General features: G+C 70.7%; 15 protein-coding genes. 4 read left to right on the top strand and 11 right to left on the bottom strand.

Going from position 1 to position 15,418, the window contains the following annotated elements; translation table 11 throughout:
* Nucleotides 1–2: 2 nt before the first annotated feature.
* Nucleotides 3–698 carry an alpha/beta fold hydrolase gene (locus ABZ479_RS35335; RefSeq protein ID WP_500465374.1) on the top strand — a complete coding sequence of 232 codons (696 nt, stop codon included), beginning with the start codon at nt 3–5 and terminating at the stop codon, nt 696–698.
* Nucleotides 699–1,010: 312 nt separating this feature from the next.
* On the opposite strand, the gene ABZ479_RS35330 is transcribed toward ABZ479_RS35335, so the two are convergent.
* The 4 genes from ABZ479_RS35330 to ABZ479_RS35315 are packed head-to-tail and all read right to left on the bottom strand — an operon-like array spanning nt 1,011 to nt 3,881.
* On the bottom strand, nt 1,011–1,523 hold the full coding sequence (locus ABZ479_RS35330) for a hypothetical protein (protein ID WP_500465373.1): 513 nt from the start codon (nt 1,521–1,523) through the stop codon (nt 1,011–1,013).
* A 4-nt stretch (nt 1,524–1,527) separates the two neighbouring features.
* Entirely contained in the window at nt 1,528–2,244 is a 717-nt protein-coding gene (locus tag ABZ479_RS35325) for a hypothetical protein (RefSeq protein ID WP_500465372.1), read from the bottom strand.
* A 3-nt stretch (nt 2,245–2,247) separates the two neighbouring features.
* Nucleotides 2,248–3,534 (bottom strand): putative T7SS-secreted protein, encoded by a 1,287-nt coding sequence (locus ABZ479_RS35320; protein ID WP_499602056.1) that lies wholly within the window; start codon nt 3,532–3,534, stop codon nt 2,248–2,250.
* Nucleotides 3,531–3,881, bottom strand: a complete 351-nt coding sequence (locus tag ABZ479_RS35315; protein ID WP_499602058.1) for a DUF6317 family protein — start codon at nt 3,879–3,881, stop codon at nt 3,531–3,533. The genes ABZ479_RS35320 and ABZ479_RS35315 overlap by 4 nt, the downstream gene beginning before the upstream one ends.
* Before the next feature lie 277 nt (nt 3,882–4,158).
* On the opposite strand from ABZ479_RS35315, the gene ABZ479_RS35310 reads away from it, so the two are divergent.
* The 3 genes from ABZ479_RS35310 to ABZ479_RS35300 all read left to right on the top strand — a co-directional run bounded on the left by ABZ479_RS35310 (nt 4,159) and on the right by ABZ479_RS35300 (nt 8,069).
* Nucleotides 4,159–4,593, top strand: coding sequence for a hypothetical protein (locus ABZ479_RS35310; protein WP_500465371.1), 435 nt, complete (start codon nt 4,159–4,161; stop codon nt 4,591–4,593).
* Between the two features lie 118 nt (nt 4,594–4,711).
* Entirely contained in the window at nt 4,712–6,952 is a 2,241-nt protein-coding gene (locus ABZ479_RS35305; protein ID WP_500465370.1) for a hypothetical protein, read from the top strand.
* Between the two features lie 55 nt (nt 6,953–7,007).
* Nucleotides 7,008–8,069, top strand: coding sequence for a hypothetical protein (locus ABZ479_RS35300; protein WP_500465369.1), 1,062 nt, complete (start codon nt 7,008–7,010; stop codon nt 8,067–8,069).
* Between the two features lie 99 nt (nt 8,070–8,168).
* On the opposite strand, the gene ABZ479_RS35295 is transcribed toward ABZ479_RS35300, so the two are convergent.
* The 7 genes from ABZ479_RS35295 to eccB all read right to left on the bottom strand — a co-directional run bounded on the left by ABZ479_RS35295 (nt 8,169) and on the right by eccB (nt 15,305).
* Nucleotides 8,169–9,518, bottom strand: a complete 1,350-nt coding sequence (locus ABZ479_RS35295) for a S8 family serine peptidase (RefSeq protein ID WP_500465368.1) — start codon at nt 9,516–9,518, stop codon at nt 8,169–8,171.
* 78 nt (nt 9,519–9,596) lie between these two features.
* Nucleotides 9,597–11,060, bottom strand: coding sequence for a hypothetical protein (locus ABZ479_RS35290; RefSeq protein WP_500465367.1), 1,464 nt, complete (start codon nt 11,058–11,060; stop codon nt 9,597–9,599).
* A 52-nt stretch (nt 11,061–11,112) separates the two neighbouring features.
* Nucleotides 11,113–11,427 carry a hypothetical protein gene (locus ABZ479_RS35285; protein WP_499602070.1) on the bottom strand — a complete coding sequence of 105 codons (315 nt, stop codon included), beginning with the start codon at nt 11,425–11,427 and terminating at the stop codon, nt 11,113–11,115.
* A 22-nt stretch (nt 11,428–11,449) separates the two neighbouring features.
* Nucleotides 11,450–12,721, bottom strand: a complete 1,272-nt coding sequence (gene mycP, locus ABZ479_RS35280) for a type VII secretion-associated serine protease mycosin (protein WP_500465366.1) — start codon at nt 12,719–12,721, stop codon at nt 11,450–11,452.
* Between the two features lie 130 nt (nt 12,722–12,851).
* Nucleotides 12,852–13,142: a WXG100 family type VII secretion target gene (locus ABZ479_RS35275; protein ID WP_499602074.1), complete on the bottom strand. Its 291-nt coding sequence runs from the start codon at nt 13,140–13,142 to the stop codon at nt 12,852–12,854.
* A 74-nt stretch (nt 13,143–13,216) separates the two neighbouring features.
* Nucleotides 13,217–13,543, bottom strand: a complete 327-nt coding sequence (locus ABZ479_RS35270; RefSeq protein WP_499602075.1) for a WXG100 family type VII secretion target — start codon at nt 13,541–13,543, stop codon at nt 13,217–13,219.
* A 229-nt stretch (nt 13,544–13,772) separates the two neighbouring features.
* Complete coding sequence (gene eccB, locus ABZ479_RS35265) at nt 13,773–15,305, bottom strand: type VII secretion protein EccB (protein WP_500465365.1); 1,533 nt, start codon at nt 15,303–15,305, stop codon at nt 13,773–13,775.
* Nucleotides 15,306–15,418 lie beyond the last annotated feature (113 nt).

Raw genomic sequence — 15,418 nt, 5'->3', positions numbered from 1 at the left:
ACGTGACGGCGACGACCTTCGTCCTCGTCCCCGGCGCGGGCGGCGGCACCTGGTACTGGCACCTGCTCGTGCCCGAACTGCGCCGCCGCGGCCACGCCGCGGTCGCGGTGGACCTCCCGACGGGGGACGACGGCGCGGGGCTGCGGGAGTACGCGGACTCGGTGGTCGCCGCCGCGGGCGACCGGGCGCCGCTGGTGCTCGTCGCGCAGTCGATGGCGGGCTTCAGCGCGCCCCTCGCCTGCGAACGGCTCGGCGACCGGCTGGTGCTGCTCGTCCTGGTCAACGCGATGGTCCCGGCTCCCGGCGAGACCGCCGGGGAGTGGTGGGCCGCCACGGGCCAGCCGGAGGCCCGGCGCGCCCTGGACCTCGCCGAGGGGCGTCCGGTGGACGGGGAGTTCGACCCCCTGGTGACCTTCTTCCACGACCTGCCGGGGCCGTTGGCGGAGGAGGGCCTCGCCCAGGGCACCCCGCAGTCGGACACCCCGTTCGGCGTGCCCTTCCCGCTGTCCGCCTGGCCGGACGTGCCGACCCGCGTCGTCGTGGGCCGCGACGACCGGCTGTTCCCCGCGGCCTTCCAGCGGCGCGTGGCCCGGGAACGGCTCGGCGTCGAGGCCGACGTGGTTCCGGGCGGGCACCTGGTGGCGCTCGCCGACCCGGGCGGGCTGGCGGACCTGCTGGTGGGCTACCTGCCGGGGTGAACCCGCGTGAGGGGTGGACGGGGACGCGGCGCGTCCCCGGCCACCCCTCACGACGACCCGTGCGTCTGGTGGACGGCCGCCCGGGCGCAGGCGAGCCGTGCGGACGGGCGGCCGGTGCTGACCATGTACCGCGCCGACCCGCCGTGCCACTTCAGCGGCGTGCGCGGTTCGCCCGGTTCCCCGCCGTCGGGACCGACCACGGTCGACCGCCGTACGACAGGACCCAGCAGCTCCCGCCCGGCGAGGTCGCGGCAGGGGGTGAACCGCCCCCGCGCATCACCGCCGGCCCCGGTGGGCACGCGGCGAGCACGCTCACGAGGCGGGGCCGACGGTCCTGGTCAGCCGCAGGGCACCGGGGCTCCACTGTTCCCGCCCGGTACTCCTCGCCTCGGCCGACCAGCCGCGCGCGCCGGCCATCGCCTTGGCGCGCTCCTGGCCGACACCGCGGAACAGCCGGGCGGGGACGGTGACGGCGAGCTCGAGGCCGCCGTCCGCCGCGGTCCCGGACTTGTACGCCGCCGGGTGTCCTTCGGCCCGGTCGATGCGGCCGTGGATCTTCTCGGTGGCGTAGGCCTCCCAGGCGGCGGCGTCCCAGGCCCACTCGATCCGCAGGCGCGGCCAGGTGAGCACGCCGAGCCAGGGGTTGAGCCACTTCAGGGGAGGGTTGAGCCCGGCCGACGCCAGGGCCGCCAGCACCCCGAGTGCCGCCGCGAGGGCGGCCCAGACCGGGAGCCAGAACCACTGCAGGACGAACTGCAGCAGCAGTCCCGTCCTGCTCCTGCGCCGGACGGTGGGACGGTCGTGTGGCAGTAGAGGAGTCGACATGGCATCACCCAAACACGTCGCGCACGCTGAGCGTGCTCGGATGGCCGCCGGCGGAATCCTGCCGGGGCACGGCCGGCGGGCGGGTTCCCATGCTCACCTCGACGCTGTCCGCCACGGCGGCCAGGACGCCGACGTAGTCGGGGAAGTCCTGGACCATCGGTGTGGTGAGCGTCAGTACGACCAGCTGGGAGACCGGAAGGCACGGAAGGTAGGCACTCGCCTGGGCGAGGTCGAGGGTGACGGAACCACCCGTGCCGTCCTCCCCGCCCCGCGCGGTCATCTGCAGCCCGGACAGGACGAGTACCCCGGGTCCGCCCGAGGTGTTGACCTCCAGGACCTCGTTGACCGGGTCGTCGGACAGGGCCTCCACTAGGCCGGCCACCACCGTCCGGACGTCCGGGGTGCGCTCGATCGGCTCCGCGATGACCGACAGCGTCGCCGTCGTCACCCGGTCGTCCGCCGTGCGCAGCAGGCAGAAGGCCGCTTCGAGCGTGCCGTCCTCGGCCGCCGCCTCGGCGATCCGCTTGTACCAGTACGCCACGGTCTCGCGCTGGTAGCCGGTTCCCGCGGCCCAGATGTCGGCGGCCATCGCGTCGAGGTACCGATCGCGTTCCGCGGGCTCCAACTCCAGCCCGAGGGAGCGGAACTCCTGCGGGATCCGCCACTGCACGAACGCCGGTGCGCTCTCCTCCGCGCCGGTGTCCGTCGTCGTCTCCGTCATCGATCAGGCTCCTGCTGCGGGGGGTTCGTCACTGAACAGGCCCGGGATCTTCAGGCCGGTACCACTGCCGGTGATGCCCGTCCACGAACCCCGGTACCACCACTCCTGCGGGCGCATGGGCAGGTTGTCGAGGGTGCTCGCGACCTTGCTCAGCGGCGTCCTGGCGAAGGAGAGCGCGCTGCTCTCCTTCATGATGTTCGCCAGCTTCGCCGCGCCCTGGACGGGCAGCTTGCCGGTGAGGGTGAACTTCAGGCCGCCGGTGATGGCGGCGTCCGCCTTCACCGCGTTGAAGGCCTTGCCGATCTTCCCGGTCGCCCCGATGGCGAGGAACTTGCCGCCCGGGACGGCCGCGAGCGCGTCCATGCCCAGGCTCGTCCAGCTCACGTCCGCGCCGCCGAGCTTGGCTGCGCCGTGCGCGCCCAGCGCGCCGAGCGCCGTGACGCCGCCGGCCAGGGCGAGCGCGCCGGACAGCGGCGGGCACCACATCGTCAGCAGTGAGGCGACGGCCAGCGCGCCGGAGACGGCGCTGAGGATGTCCCCGACCTTCTTCAGCAGATCGGCGTGCTTCACGCACCAGTTCTGGATGTCGTGGCCGATCTTGGTGAAGAAGTCCGCCAGCCCCTCGAAGAAACCGGCGTCCGGCGCCTTGTCGTTGGCCTTGCGCAAGCGGTCCGCGACGCCCCGGGCGTCGGACTGGTGGTGCTCCAGCAGTTCCTCGGCCCGCTTGATGATGTCCTCGAGCTCCTGCTGCGCCTTCTCCAGTTGCTTCCCCGCGAGGTCGAGGTCCTTGCCCGCCTGGTTCAGCCGGTTCGAGGCCGCGTCGATCCTCGCCTGGGCGTCGGCGAGTTCGCCCGGTGTGGCGTAGTACTGGCCGGCCAGGCGCAGCGCCGGGTCGGCCGCCGCCTGGTTGTAGGAGGAGGTCGCGCGGTCGTAGGCGCCCTGCCCGGACTTCTCGCGCTCCTTGGCGGCCTTGGCCTGGGCCTCGTAGTCGCGGGCCTTCTGCTGGTACTCCGCCAGTTTCGTCCGCCACGAGGACAGCTGGAGCGAGGCCTCGCGCAGGGCGTCCCGGCTGTCGCCGACGTAGCGCGGCAGGTCGCCGACCTTCTCGGCGAAGGCACTCGCCGCCTCGCCCTCCCAGGTCTTGCCGCCCTTGGTGATCCCGGTGAGCGTGGTGTAGGCGTTGTCCAGGCCCGTCGCGGCCCGCGACAGCTTGGAGTTGAGGTCCTCGACGCTCTCCACCTTCCCCGGCGCGGGGTCGAAGCCTATGGAGGGGTAGTCCGTCGCCGTCATCGCGCACCCGCCGTGGGCCGTGCCTCGGGGGTCGGGGACGGGGTGGGCTTCGGCGCGGCGCCCTGCGTCATGGCGTCGCGGATCGCCTGCTCCGTGGCCTCGTAGTTGTCCTTGGTGGCCTTGAGCTTCTCCTCGATCTGCGCGGTGCCGTCGGCGATCTTCCCGATCGCGTTGTCCCAGCTGTCGTGGAACTCGTCGCAGGCGTTGTCCAGCGCCTCGCTGCCGGTGCTCTTCGGACCCACGTCCTTCAGCGCGTTCAGCGCCTTGCGCATGTCGTCCTGGCTGTCGTGCAACTGCTTCAGCAGCCGGTCGAGGTCCTGGACCTCGACCTTGAAGTGGTCACCCAATGTGTGTCCCCCGCGTGGACCGCCCGCCGTGCCTCAGCGCCAGGGGCGGTGGTTTCAGCCGACCCACCGAGGCTACCGCTCCCCACGTGGCGCTTCACCCCCGCCGGGGGCTCCGCCCAGGATCTCTACGTGCGTGACGGGCCCGCCCCTTGCGTGATCCGGTAGGTTCGGATGCTGTTGGCATGTCCTCGCTTAGGCGATCGGCGGTACCGGAGCCGGGGGCCGCACGCACCGCGGACGTGCCGGAATCGCAGTCAACGGGGATGGGACAACGGGGATGAGCACTCCCTTCGAAGGTTCACAGGGCGGCGCGGCCGCGCGGACGCGGCTGAACTCCGTGCCCGCGGACCCGGGCGGCGGGACGTCCGCCGGAACGACGAAGGTCGACACGCAGCGGCTGGACGGGGCGGCCAACGCCCTGGTCGAACTGCGCGGCGACACCGAGAACGTCGACAACACGGCCGACGAGGACACCCTCGGCGCCGTCACGGGCCTCAACAGGCACACCGCCCCCGGCCCGCCCGAGGCCGGCTCCTGGGCCACCGCGGGCTCCCTGGTCGGCCTGGACGTCCGCTGGGGCGACCAGGTCGTCAACCTCAAGCTCATGCTCCAGGACATCAGCGACAGGCTCCACGCCAGCACCGGCCACTACACCCGCGCCGAGCAGGAGGAACAGGCCCGCCAGGCCTCCATCCGAACCCCCTTCGGCTGAGCCCGGCACTGGATCCCGCACCGGACCCGGGTCGCCCGGGACGGCGCCCGGCGGACGTCGTACGTCCGGGGCCACAACCCACACCCGTCCGCAGGGACGGACAGGAGCTGACGCAGACATGGTGTCCATCCCCTACCTCGACAAGGCCGACCTCGGCCCGCTGGCCGACGCCGCCGCCTCGTGGGGCGCGCTTCCCGCCAAGTACGAGGCGTTGCAGCGCGAGTTCGAGCAGCGCGTGATCAACCACCTCAAGGGCCACTGGGAGGGCGACGCCGCGACCGCGGCCTTCGCCACCATGGGCAGGGCCCGCACGGAGTACGAGAACGCCGCCACCGAGGCCGGCCGCGTCGCCAAGCTGCTCCAGGACGCCCACACCGAGTTCGCCAGGTACCAGAAGCAGTTGCACACCCTGCTCGACGAGGCCCGCCGCGACAGCTTCCGCGTCTCCGAGGACGGCGCGATCAAGGACGTCGACTCCCGATGGGACAGCCCTACCGCCTCCGCGTCCCCGGGCTTCGCGACCGAGCGCAAGGGCAAGCTGGACTCGCTCTCGTCCCGCCTGAGGCAGGTCCTCGAACAGGCCACCGCCGCCGACGAGGCCGCGAGCGCCGCCCTCGGACGCGACGCCAACGCAGACAGCCGGTCGTTCAACACCAGCGTCTACACCAGCCTCGACGCGGTGGAGGCCGACCAGGCGTCCGCGCTGATGACGAAGAAGGGGCGGTTGACCGACGCCGAGCTCACCAAGCTCGACCGGCTCCTCGCGGCGAACAGGAACGACCCGGAGTTCGCACGGCAGTTCGCGGTGAAGACCGGCGCCGAGAACATGCTGGACAAGTACAACGAGATCGTCACCCCGCCCGCGGGGACGCACTTGTCGAAGAGCGAACTGGCCCGGCTCAAGGACATCCAGCAGAACCTGGGCACCACCATCGGTACCGCCACCACGTCCGACGACCGCGCCGGCCAACGCGACCCCGCCGTCACGAAGTTCCAGGAGGACCTGCTGGAAGCCGGTCACCGCGACTTCGACGCCAACCCCACCGAGACCCCCTACGGCCTCAGCGGGTACCAGCTCACCAGCAGTCTGATGAGCCACGGCACGTGGGACACCGACTTCCTCCAGGCCTACGGGAACGACCTCCTCACCGCCGAGAAGAACGGCACGAACGGCGGCCAGAACCCGGATGCCTACTGGACCGGCAACATGACCCGCTCCCTGGGGCCCGCCAACATCGGCGCACTGGACCCCATGACCGGCTTCATGGAAGCCCTGGGCCACAACCCGGCTGCCTCCACCGCGTTCCTCTCCTCGGAGTCGGAGGTCAACGGCGAGAAGGTCGACCACCTCGACTACCTGATGAAGGACCGCCACTGGCCCGACGGCGCGGCCTTCACCGGGGACCCCCAGAACCGCAGCGGCTACAACAACCTCGGTCACGCGCTGGAGTCCGCGACCACCGGGCACGCGTACGACACCGGCCCCTCGGCGGACACCCCGGCGCACAACGAGAAGCAGGCCCGCCTGATGCACGAGGTGGTCCACTCCGTGTCCCAGGACTCGGAGCTCGCGCACGACGGGATGCAGGACAGCCTCGGACGGATGGCCGGGGAGTACATGCCGGACATCCACCAGTCCCTGACGAACGACCGTTCGGGGAACAGGGACCAGTTCTATCCGATCGCGGGCGCCGCGGCGGACCTCAGCGAACAGGACACCTCCCGCTTCCTGATGACCGTCGGGAAGGACCCGGACGGCTACGCCGCGGTCAACGTCGCCGAGAGCGCGTACACCTCGAACCTCATCGACCACCACCTGCAACACCCCGATGCCTTCGAGGGGTCCACGGACACCGCGCTGCGGGAGATCGCCAGGTCGTCGGGCGAGGTCCAGGGCGGCATCGCGATCGGCAGGCGCGAGTCCGACATCGGCGACGCCGCGGAGGCGGACAAGGCCTACAACGACGCCATGGGACGCGCGGGCGGCTACGCGTCGGGGATCGTGGGCACCGGCATCGGTGTCGGCACGTCCTTCATCGCCACTCCGGCCGTCGGCGCGGGTGTCGGCGGCGTCGCGACCACCGTCACCGGGGACCTGATCAACCGGATCGTCAGCGGTGCCGAGCGCGACACCATGGGCAACGCGGTGTACTCCAGCGGCGGCGACTGGGAGGACGCGAAGTACTCCACCGCCGCCGTGCTCCAGGACGCCTACCGGAACTCGGCGGAGGCCCAGGGACAGGGCCACGTCGCCGACTACCAGAACATCCTCGCCAACGAGGTCGAGGTGGGATTCCACTCCGCCGACAGCAACCTGGACGGCTACGGCCAGGACACGAGGGGAACCGGGCAGGGCTGACCCCGGGCGCAAGCACGGGACCGGCCTCGGACACGCGACACAGGGAATGCGGCTCATGAAGTGGGACAACCGGACGTGGCTCCGGAAGAACGGCGGGCGACGGCTGGTCGTCTCGGCAGTGGTGCTCGCCGCGCTCGGCGCGGGGTACTACGGGTTCCAACTGCAGTACCCGGCGGCGAAGGCGGCCCGGGCGTGCGGCGGGATGCTGCCGGTCGACCCGGTGCTGGACCTCGCAGGGAAATCACGGCTGAGCCTGCTCGGCTCGGGCTTCGACGCCGACAGCCGGCGGTTCGACGTCTCCGACGACGTGAAGGAACCCGACGGGCTCGCCGTGCGCTGCGAGGTGGGCGGGGTCAAGGTGTCCGTCGAGACGACGGCGGGCGCCCTCAACGCGTACGGCGCCTACACCTTCCAGAGCGAGGAGCACACCCTGCCCGTCCCCCTCGACGGGGGCTGGCAGGGCTTCATGGTCACCGAGGACGACGATGCCACCGCCTCCGTGGTGCTCAGCTGCGAGAACTGGGCGCCCGACGAGGGCGGCGGGATCCTCGTGGCGGCCACGTCCCCCACCGGCACCGAAGTCACCGAGGACGTGCGCCTGGCCCTCGCCCGTACCGTGACCGCGACCGCGCAGCGCGCCGCGGAGAACACCGGGTGCGCGACGAAGCCGGGGAGCACGGACGCGCTGACGGCCCCGCAGGCCGCCGCCACGACCGGGCCGGCCGCCGGGGCCAAGGGCACCTGTAAGGGGCTGACCTCCGCGACGGAGGTACGCGAGACGCCCGCCGCGGCCGCGCCGGTGGAGGAGTGCGTGCTCGGCGGGCGTCTGCAACTGTCGGCCGCGTACGGCCCCTTCAACGACAACTCCCGCGCCGTCGCGAACGGCCCCTACGGCGGGCACGACAAGCCCGCGGGCGCCGACCGCACCTCGGTGTGGACCTCGGCCACCTGCCCCGGGGCGCTGGGCATCGGCTACTTCGCGGTGTACGCGGTCGACGGGAGCAGCCGGGACTTCGGGGCGCACCCGCTCACCGGGCCGGAGCGGGCCGATCTGCGGCACTTCGCCGAGCAGTCGGCCGCCCGCCACGGGTGCGGCAGCCCGGCGAAGCCTTCCTGAGGCTTCCCGACGGCGGCCGGGACCAGGAGCGCGGCCGTCGTCCGGGCCGCACGGCCCTGACGACGGCCGGCCTGAGGTCCGCCCCCGCTCGGGCCCCGGCTACTGGTTCGGCCACCGCCCCGGCGCCTGCGCCTGCTGCTGGTACGGGTCGCCGCCCTGCTGGTACTGCGGCTGGTGCGGCGGCTGGCCGTACTGCGGCTGCCCGCCGCCACCCCACCCGGCAGGCCCGCCGGGCGCACCCGGCCCGCCCGGTCCCCCGCCGTTGCGCCTGCCCCGGCGCGCGATCCTGACGATCAGCAGAACGAGGAGTGCGAGGACGACCAGCGCGACGAGTCCGGCAACCGCGAGGACCAGGCCGTTGCCGGAGGACGACGAGGACGAGGACGCCGCGTCATCGCTCGCGGTGGGGTTCCCCTTGGACTCCGTCGCCCCCGGGGCGCCTTCCTTGAGCGACTCGGGAACGGCGAGCGGGCCGTACTTCGCGCCCGCGGGGACGTCCCGCTGGAGTGCGGCGAGCGGCTGGATGAAGCCGTAGCCGTAGTGGTCGTCGGGAAGCGCGGTGCCCTTTGCGGACGCGGGGAGCCCCGCGGTCTTCGTCAGGCGGTTGACGAGCTGCCCGACGGTCAGGTCGGGGAACTTGGCCCGCAGAAGCGCGGCGGCGGCGGAAGTGAAGGCGGTGGCGTCCGAGGTGCCGTTGGCGGATCGATACGGGAAGGAATCGTCCCCGCCGCCGGCGGACACGATGTGCGTCCCCGGTGCGGTCAGCAGGAGTCCCTCACCGTGGTTGGAGTCTTCCCAGACCTCCCCGGAGTTCTGCACCGCGCCGACCGTCAGCACACCGGGATCTCTCGCGGGATACTTCCATGCCTCCCGCCCGCCGCCGTCGTTCCCGGTACCCACCACGACCAGGACGTCCTTCTGCAGCGCGTAGGCGACCGCCTCCTCTTCCGCGGTCGACTGCGTGGAGATCTGCTGGGAGATGTTGATGACGGAGGCCCCGTGGTCGACGGCGTAGCGGATGGACGGCCCGAAACCCTCCTCGGCGTCGCCGGTGTCGCGGATCGAAAGGATGCGGGCGCCGGGGGCCAGACCCATCACCCCGCTGCCATTCCCGGGACCGTGTCCGTGACCGGCGATGATGGATGCCATCGCGGTGCCGTGCGCGTCTTCGCCCTCCGGCAGCGACGACGCGTCACCGTCGATGAAGTCCTTGCCCTGCACCACGTTGCCCTTGAGGTCCACGTGCTCGGAGTCGACACCCTCGTCGATGACGGCGACGGTGACGCCCTTGCCGGTGGAGATCTTCCAGATGGCTTCGGCATCGAACGCCTTGAGCGGCCACTGGTCGTCTCTCACCTGATCCGCGGCGGCCACGGGCGCGGCGGTCAGAACCAGGGCGCCGGCGAGTACGGCTCCGCTGACCACGCGCAGCGTTCGTGTGAAGCTCATCGGTGTCCTTCCTCGGGCAGTGGGGGCCGCGGCATGGCCACGCCCCCCACTTTCTACATCCAGCTACTGGACGAACGGTTATTCGATGACCCGCGGAGCGTTGTTCTGCTCGGGCGTCCAGGTCTCCTCGTCCTCGACCAGGTAGTCGGGACGCTCGCCCTCGCGCCGCTCTTCCTCTTCCCCACGGTCGGTCTGGCCGCGGCCCATCATGCGGTTCGCGCCCCTGCCCGTGCCGCTGCCGCCGCCGGCGCCCGCCGCGCCGCGGCTCTTGTGCAGACCCGAACCGCCCGGTGTGCCGCGGGTGCCCGAACCGGTGCCCTTCGCGGCACCGACGACACCGCCGCCACGACGTGCGAGGCTGCCGCCGCGGCCGGCCGCCGCGCCACCCCTGCCGCCGGCACCGGCACCGGCGCCACCGGCGCCCGGCATGCCGCCGCGACCCGCTGCTCCGGCGCGCCCACCGGTGCCGGAGGACCCACCGCGGGCACCGGCGCCACCACGTGCGCCGAGCCCGGCACCGGCCACGCCGCCGGGGAGGCCGCCGGCCAAACCGCCCGCACCGCCGGCGCCGCCGCCGACCGCGCCTCCGGCTCCCACGCCACCACCGGCTCCGGCCGTACCTCCGCCGATGCCCGTCGACGTGCCGGGAGGAGTGGCTATCCCGTCGATCGCCGTACCGACCTGAGGCTTCGTGCTGGTGGCCGGCTTGGGGACGCCGCCGGTGATGCCCGTGTCACGCGGGGACTTCACGTTCGAGGAGGGCTTGACCGTCCCTCCGGTGCTCCCCGTCACGCTGTTCCGGGACGTGGTCGTCTTCGGGCGGTCGACCGTGCGGGACGGCGTGGTGGGAACGACGACGGGAACCGGGGGCTGACCAATGGGCGCCGGGGGGTAATCCTCCGGATCGTCGATCCGCCGACGCCATTCGCCCATGGTCTTGGACTGCGCCGAGTAGGTGAGGGCCAGGGTCTCCATCCTGGCCGCCATCTGCAGCTGGGCTTCCTTGCCCGCCGACAGACTGCCCTCGTTGTTGTCCAAGGCGTTCTGAGCACCCCGGTTCTCCCGGATGTCCTTCTGCCAGTCCTCGCTGCGGTCGAACCCGTCGGTGAGCGCGTCACCCATGCTCGACAGCCTGCTCGGCTTCTCCATGCTGTCGACATCCGCCTTGACGGGCCGCAGCACGTTCGCGGCGCTCTGTATGGCGGTGGAGGTGTAGTGGGCGTAGGTCGCCGTGTTGTCGATCTGCGTGCTGATCTTCTTCGCCTTCGCCGCGAAGCCCTCCGCGGCAGACCCCTCCCAGTGCTGGAGGACGTGGTCGACGGCCTTGTCGAAGACCGCCCTGACGCTGCCGTCGCCCTTCACGAGCATGTCGTGGACACGTCCCCAGGCCTGGGCCACACCCTCCACCGTGTCCGGGTTGGCGTTGGCGAGCATGGCCTTCATCTCGTCCATGTTCTTGCCTGTGGCGAAGGGCGTCTTCACCTCTCCGGCGAAGCACATCTTCTCCGCTTCGCGGTACTCGTAGGACAGTCCGTCACCCATGCTCCACAACCCCCTCATGGATCAGCAATTCGTTCATCGGGACCCGCACCGCTCAGCCGCCGGACATGCCGGTCTGGGTGTCGTACTCGGCATTCGAGTAATGGCCGTGCGCCTTCTTCGTGTTCTTCCCGAACTGGTCCATGACCTCGTGCACGGCTTTGATGATGTCCTCGAGGTAGAGCTTCATGCCGTCGTGGGCCTCGGTGAGCTCCTTGGCCTCGACGAAGTCGATCCCCAGTGCACCCGGCGGCAGAAATGTCTGGTTCACGGCGGTCGACTTCGCGCTGCCCATGCTGCTGAGCACGCCGTTGAGCTTGGTGATCGTGTCCTCGAGCTCACTCAGATCGACCTTGTACTGGTCACTCATCGTGTCGCTTCCCCGTTCCTACTCATGTGTTGATCCCTCGCTTGCGACGCCAGTCGCCCAGCACCACGCCGCCGCCGACCAGCAGCGCGACACCGCCGACGGCGCCGCCGACCGTGTACACGGCGTAGCGCTCGGTACGTTCCTGGGGGCTCTCACCGAGGATGACGGTGGCCGCCTCGATCTTCTCGTGGGCTCCGGCGTCGACGACGGGGTCCGGCCTCGGGGCGTCCTCCGGGGTGGTGGCGTCGTCATTGACGGCGGCCACCGGGTCGATGACGCCCCATCCGACGAAGTCGTCGCGGCCGGGCTTGCCGCGGTCCGCGGTCTGCTCGATCTGGGTGATGACCTGACGGTACGTCCAGTCGGGGTGCTTGGCCCGGATCAGGGCGGCCACACCGGAGACGTACGGCGCGGAGAAGCTGGTGCCCTGGTCGATGCAGTGGCCGCCGGCGGGGACGGTGGAGACCATGTCGACCCCGGGGGCCGCGACGCCGACGAAGGGACCGGGCTGCGAGAAGTTGGCGCGGGCGTTGTCGCGGTCGGAGGCGCCCACCGCGAGGACGCCGTCGTAGGAGGCGGGGTAGGTCAGCTTGACCTGGCCGCTCGCGCCGTCGTTGCCGGCCGAGGCGACGATCAGCACGTCGTGGCGCTGGGCGTACTTGACGGCCTGCTCCAGCGCGGAGTCGGGCGGCATCGCCGTGGCGGTGTCCTGCGAGATGTTGATGACCTGGGCGCCCTTGTCCACGGCGTGCCGGATCGCGTCGACCATGGTCCGGACCGTGCCGCCGCCCTGGTTGTCGTTCTGGCGGATCGCGAGGATCGACGCGCGCGGGGCGATGCCGACGAAGCCGGTGTCCTTGAAGGGCCGGGCGGCGATGATGCCGGCGACCTTGGTGCCGTGGCCGACCAGGTCCTTGGTGCCGTCGTTCCTGGTGCCGTCCTTCTTCTTGCCCGGCTCGATCAGGTCCTCCCCGCCGCCGAACTTGATCGCGGGGGCGAGCTGCCGGTTGTTCTTGTCGACGCCGGTGTCGATCACGGCGACGTTCACCCCGAGGCCCTGGGTGTCCTTCCACAGCTGGTCCAGGACGATTCGCTGCAGCGACCAGGGCGTGCCCTCGATCACGTCGGAGGGGAACGAGCACTGGGTGTCGTCGATCTGGAAGCGCTCGTTGTCGACGTCGTCGGCGAGGACCGTGCGGACGTCACCGACGGCCGGCACCGGGGCGACGCCGGAGGCCGGCAGGCCGAAGGCGGCGAACGCCGCTGCTGCGGCGGCGGTGGCGGTGCGCCTCACGGCGTGCGATCCCACTGGTGTTCCGTCCTCCCGTTGTGTGCGGTTCGTGGTCAAACCGCCGACGAGGGCGAGCACGTACGTCGTCCGTACACGCCCGCCCTCATCACGAACTACGCGGCCAGGCGCGCAGTCAGCCCCAGATCTGCCGGTTCTTGTTCTCGGTGTCCTGGTAGTTCTGCGCGGCCGTGTCGAGGGCACGGGCGATGGCCTCCAGCGTCTGGTGCATGGACGCGGCACGCTGGTCCCACTCGGTCTGCTTGGCGCGGTAGGCCTCCTGCGCGGAGCCCTCCCACGTGGTCGCGATCTTCTTCACGCCGGACTCGAGGTCGTCCAGCTGGCGCTTGATGTTGTTGGCCGTCGTACGCACGTCGGTCGCGGCCTGGGAGATGGTCTGGAAGTTGACCAGGATCTGCCCGGACATGTGATGTCTCCTCAGATGTTGGATTCGGAACCGTGATCCGGCCGGCACGGCGTCAGGTCACCGTGCAGGGACGGTCATCCGAACGGGTTGCCGCCCTGCGCCGAGATGCTCTGGATGGACGCGCGCTGCTCCTCCTCGGAGGCGGAGTAGTTCTTGGTGCTCGCGTCCACGGCTTCCTTGATGTCGCCCAGGATCTGGTTGATCTTGTTGGCGTCCTCGTTCACCTGCGACTGCAGGTTGTTGTACGCCGTGGCGGCGGAGCCCTTCCACCCGGAGGTGATCGTGTCGATCACGGTCTGGAGGCGGCGGATCTCGCCCTGGATCGAGGAGTTGACCGTGGAGATGCGGTTGCTGAAAGCAACCATCTCCTCCTCGGTCATGGTGAACTGCTGTCCAGCCATGTGTCGCGTCCCCCATGAGACGTAGAAGATCGGATTCGACGAACATCGGAAGATGTCGCCGGTCTTCAACTCTAGCCAATAGCAGTGACAAGGCGAACAGGTACCCGGTTCCGTATCGGGATCCTGACCTTCATCACCAAACCCTCACCGTCCCACGGGAGTTGATGGTTTGGCCAATGGTTTGTCAAATACTCAATCAATTCCCGTGGAGCCCAGCGGAAATGCCAGTTCAGGAGCCCTGTGCCTGCTTTGCCGCATCGACGTCGAGCGTCGGCCCGCTCGCGAGGAGATCCGACCAGATCCGCGGCACCGGCACCGGGGAGTTCTTCGCGTAACCGAGTTTGGTCTGCACGACGCCGACCTCGTCGTCCTGCTTCGCCGCGCCGCCGCTGTCGCTGTCGCCGGTCGTCGGCACCGAGTAGCGCAGGCCCGTGTCGGTGACCAGGAAGATGGACCCGATGCGCTTGTCGGTGCCGTCGTACGCCTTGTAGAAGAGTCCGCTACCCGGCGAGACGTAGGTGTTCGTACCGCTCTGCGCCACGTCCCGGGGGAACTTCTTCCCGGCCCACATGGTCATCGCCGGCTTCTTGGTCAACTTGTCGTCGACGCCGCCGTACACGCTGCAGGCGACCCTGCGGCCGTCCTTCTCGTCCTGGGTGTTGGCCTGCGTGACCGACTTCTCCGGCCAGCCCAGCCCGTCCATGAACGTCTCGCTCGCCCGGGCCGAGGTCACCTCGCCCACGTTGACGGAGACCGCCTCCGGCGACCCGCTGTAGAGCGACCTCGCCTGGGTGCTGTTCAGCAGCAGCTTCGCCATGAAGTCGGTGACGCGCACGACCCGGTCCCGCTGCACCACGTACTGGTCGTCGTTGGCCCTCAGCACCAGGCCGACCTTGGCGTGCTCGGGGCTCAGTCCCGGGGCGGTGGACGGCTCGCCCATCCCGTCGACCGGCGGGAAGGAGATGGCCGCGCCCGGCACGTTGTTGAGGGTCGACAGGAAGTCGGAGTCGACCTTCTGCGGCTGGGCGGAGGCGCCGAAGATGACCTGGCGCAGGGTGTTGACCAGTTCCGGGTGCTGCTTCCAGTCGGGACCGCCGAGCAGGTAGGTGAAGCCCCGGTCCGTCACCAGGTACTGCGCGCCACCGGGCACCTCGATGTACATGGCCTCGTCGTCACGGAGCCGGTTGCCGCCCCCGACGAGGGCCGCCTCCTTGGGCTTCTGCTGGTTGATGACGAGCACCGCCCGCTGCGCGGAGCGGTCCGTACCGCCGCCCGGGGTCTCGCACAGCGCCCACGTCTTGGTCCTGCCCGCGTCGTCCTGGCTGGGCAGCCGGTCCGGGGCGTAGGGGATGCCGATGGTGGTGCCCAGCGTCATCCCGCTGTTGTCGAGCACCGACTCCTTGACCTTGAGGACCTCGAACTTCTCCGGGTCGAGCAGGAGCCGGGCGGAGGCGAGGTTGAGCACGGGGTGCAACTGGGGCTCCCCGTTGGTCTTCAGGACGACGTAACGGGTGGTGGACGCGTCGCCGACGATGACCTTCTGGGCCGGCGTGTCCCACCCCTTGGGGGCGGCGGGCTTCAATATGCCCCAGAATCCGAAGCCGACGACGACCAGCAGGCCCACCACGAGGCTCGGGGCGACGGTCTTCAGCGGACGCGGCGCGGCCTCCTCCGAACCGTGCGGGGAGGGCTGGAGGAACGCGGCCACCGTGCGCCTGCGCGCGAACGAGTAGGCGTTCAGCTCATCCCTACGTGTCGCCATTGCTGCGTCAACTCCCCGTATGTCGCTGCTTTGTTGTGGCGTTCCCCGGTCACGTCGGCCCGCTGTGGTGACGGCTGTGGCGAGGGGGACCCCTACTATGCCGTGTGACGATC

Origin of the sequence: Streptomyces sp. NPDC005722, assembly GCF_040630935.1 — a bacterium.
Classification (GTDB): domain Bacteria; phylum Actinomycetota; class Actinomycetes; order Streptomycetales; family Streptomycetaceae; genus Actinacidiphila.
The sequence above is the reverse complement of the archived record's forward strand: the minus strand, read 5'-3'. Positions and strand labels throughout refer to the sequence as shown.

Coding starts and splice junctions, on each gene's coding strand:
- ABZ479_RS35320 (WP_499602056.1), bottom strand. CDS start 3,534: ATGACGGCGACGGACTACCCCTCCATAGGCTTCGACCCCGCGCCGGGG.
- ABZ479_RS35270 (WP_499602075.1), bottom strand. CDS start 13,543: ATGGCTGGACAGCAGTTCACCATGACCGAGGAGGAGATGGTTGCTTTC.
- ABZ479_RS35300 (WP_500465369.1), top strand. CDS start 7,008: ATGAAGTGGGACAACCGGACGTGGCTCCGGAAGAACGGCGGGCGACGG.
- ABZ479_RS35305 (WP_500465370.1), top strand. CDS start 4,712: ATGGTGTCCATCCCCTACCTCGACAAGGCCGACCTCGGCCCGCTGGCC.
- ABZ479_RS35330 (WP_500465373.1), bottom strand. CDS start 1,523: ATGTCGACTCCTCTACTGCCACACGACCGTCCCACCGTCCGGCGCAGG.
- ABZ479_RS35310 (WP_500465371.1), top strand. CDS start 4,159: ATGAGCACTCCCTTCGAAGGTTCACAGGGCGGCGCGGCCGCGCGGACG.
- ABZ479_RS35275 (WP_499602074.1), bottom strand. CDS start 13,142: ATGTCCGGGCAGATCCTGGTCAACTTCCAGACCATCTCCCAGGCCGCG.
- ABZ479_RS35325 (WP_500465372.1), bottom strand. CDS start 2,244: ATGACGGAGACGACGACGGACACCGGCGCGGAGGAGAGCGCACCGGCG.
- eccB (WP_500465365.1), bottom strand. CDS start 15,305: ATGGCGACACGTAGGGATGAGCTGAACGCCTACTCGTTCGCGCGCAGG.
- ABZ479_RS35295 (WP_500465368.1), bottom strand. CDS start 9,518: ATGAGCTTCACACGAACGCTGCGCGTGGTCAGCGGAGCCGTACTCGCC.
- ABZ479_RS35285 (WP_499602070.1), bottom strand. CDS start 11,427: ATGAGTGACCAGTACAAGGTCGATCTGAGTGAGCTCGAGGACACGATC.
- ABZ479_RS35290 (WP_500465367.1), bottom strand. CDS start 11,060: ATGGGTGACGGACTGTCCTACGAGTACCGCGAAGCGGAGAAGATGTGC.